The organism is Bifidobacterium sp. POST2/T3 (B1), assembly GCF_058197115.1.
The window spans coordinates 1-2,172 of record NZ_JBVPQK010000430.1 but is presented as its reverse complement, the minus strand read 5'-3'; the positions used below and the strand labels follow the sequence as shown (position 1 = coordinate 2,172).

Annotated in this window: 2 protein-coding genes; both read left to right on the top strand. The window is 59.5% G+C overall.

The features are described 5' to 3' along the window. Positions 1 to 403: DUF4125 family protein (locus AC0AP0_RS12480; RefSeq protein ID WP_490430718.1), on the top strand; the 403-nt coding region annotated here is incomplete at its 5' end. 65 nt (positions 404 to 468) lie between these two features. After that, a complete protein-coding gene (locus AC0AP0_RS12475) occupies positions 469 to 2,025 on the top strand; it encodes an alpha/beta hydrolase family protein (RefSeq protein WP_490430717.1) in 1,557 nt (518 codons plus the stop codon). The last annotated feature ends 147 nt before the right edge of the window (positions 2,026 to 2,172 follow it).

The following is a 2,172-nucleotide window of genomic DNA, read 5'->3' as shown; positions in this document are numbered from 1 at the left end:
GACCGAAAAGTATGGGCGGATGATGGAATCCACCGCCCCGGACCAGTACCACAGCAGCATTGCCCCCTACCTGCCCAGGCTGGGCCTGGATCGCCAGGAGCAGCAGGAGCACATCATCGACCGGCAGGTGGCTTGGGCCAAGGACTTCCGCGAGCGTTACCCCCGTTTAGGTCAGGAGATGCGAGTCCTGCGCACCAGTGAAGACACTCCGGAGGCCACCTCCTTCGAAACCTATCTGCGTGGCGAACTGGGCACCTATTCGGCCAGGACGCTGGATCTCTACCAATCCATGGTGAACCAGATCGAGGCCCGGGGCGGCAACCTGACCGAGGAAACCATCCTGGCCACGGTGCAGATGAACGGCTTTGAAACCCTCGACGAAGCCGAACAGGCCCAGAACTGACCACCTGAAACACAATCATGATGTCCATCTCTGCAACCAGCCGGGCGGTCGGGTAGAGTTGACGGGTGCAAAAGCTGAAACGGGCGGGCTTTACCGCCGCCTCCTTTGTGGTCATCCTGTTGGTCATGCTCCTTTTGGGCCAAGCCATGACGCCGGACTGGCGGGTAGAACCCTACCGCGACCATCTGCAGGTCTCGACCCGCTCCACTGCCGTCGCTTCCAGTTTGGGCCCCACGACCCCTGAGGGCACCCACCCAGTCAAGGAGCAGAAAATCAGCATCACTTTGGCCGGCGGAGTTCGCATCCAGGCCATTGTCAGAGAACCAAGCGACCGTAAGGGCACCGGACCAGCCTGCCTGTTCATACATGGCGCCGGAACGGGCAAATCCTCCGAAGTATTTGGCGACCTGGCTTCAGCCATGGCCTCAGCTGGCATCACCACACTGGTGCCCGACAAGCGTTTGGACACCTACACCACCTTCCACCGCGACTACCGGGCCATGGCCGCCGACTATGGGCGTTCCCTTGACCGTCTGCGATCCTGGCCGGGCGTGGATCCAACCAAGGTGGGCTTGTACGCCGAGTCCGAGGGCACTTGGATATCGTCCATCATGACCGCCAAGGATCCCAGCATCGCCTTCTCCATCCTGACCTCGCCTCCCGTCTACCCGGGACGACGGCAGATGGCCATGGCGGCCACCAGCTATTTGGACTTGATTGGCGCGCCTAAGGGGATTCGCAACGTTATACCGCGTCTCATGGGCATGGACTTGTCCCTGCTGGGCTTGGAGTACGCCGACTTCCCCTCTCTGCCCTATCTGGATCAGCTGCGGATGCCGGTCATGATCAACTTCGGCACCATGGATGTCTCCATGCCAGTAGAGCAGGGTGCGCGCGAGATCATCCGCAGAACACATGCGAGCGGCAACGACAACGTGACTCTGCGCTACTACCCCACCAACCATCAGATCCGCACCGGCAGTAGGCTGGCCAAGGCCGGATTGCCCTTGGAACCTAGATATACCCATAATCTGGAAGACTGGATCAACGCCGTGGCTATGGGCACCAAAGCCGATCAATGGTCAACGCCTATGATTGCCGGCAGCCAGCCCCATCAGCTCAATCAAGTGCCCAAGCACACGAATACAGGGTTGATACCTTCGCTGAACGCCCTGTTGACCCTGATGGCCAGTGGTCCCATTCTGCTGGCTGCCGCCCTTGTATCTGCCTTAATTGGAGCCTTGAACTCACATCTGCAGGCTCGAGGCAATAGCCACCGACAGTCAGGTTTCAGCAAAGGCCTGACCGGACGGCTCTGGTCGCTAGGCCTGCTAGCCGCAGGACTTATGGCTGCCCTGCTGGCCTATGCCTTTACTGTGGTCCGCCAGGCGCTTGGCCTTATGCATCTGTCATCGATGATGGCATCATGCTGGTCACTGTTGTCCATCCTGTGTCTGGTACTCATCCTGCTCTTGGCGAGCACCCTGACCTCTGTCTTCAGCCGATCTGACGGCAAGCCAGCTGTTGCCGGGGCTGGCCACTGGCTGACCCTGACCCTGACCCTGCTGGGGTCTCTGGCCATCCTTGGCAGTCTGATCTTCTGGAATATCCTGGTCTTTTGAGACAGATCGGGTGCGCCTTGCTGATGCCAGCCAGGCTAATACAGACGCGCTAATCAGCAGCACGCCCAGGCCGGCAAAAATCAATGGAATAATCCGCTGCCAGGGTATGACTATGGTCAGATCCGTACCGTAACGCAGAAAGACCAA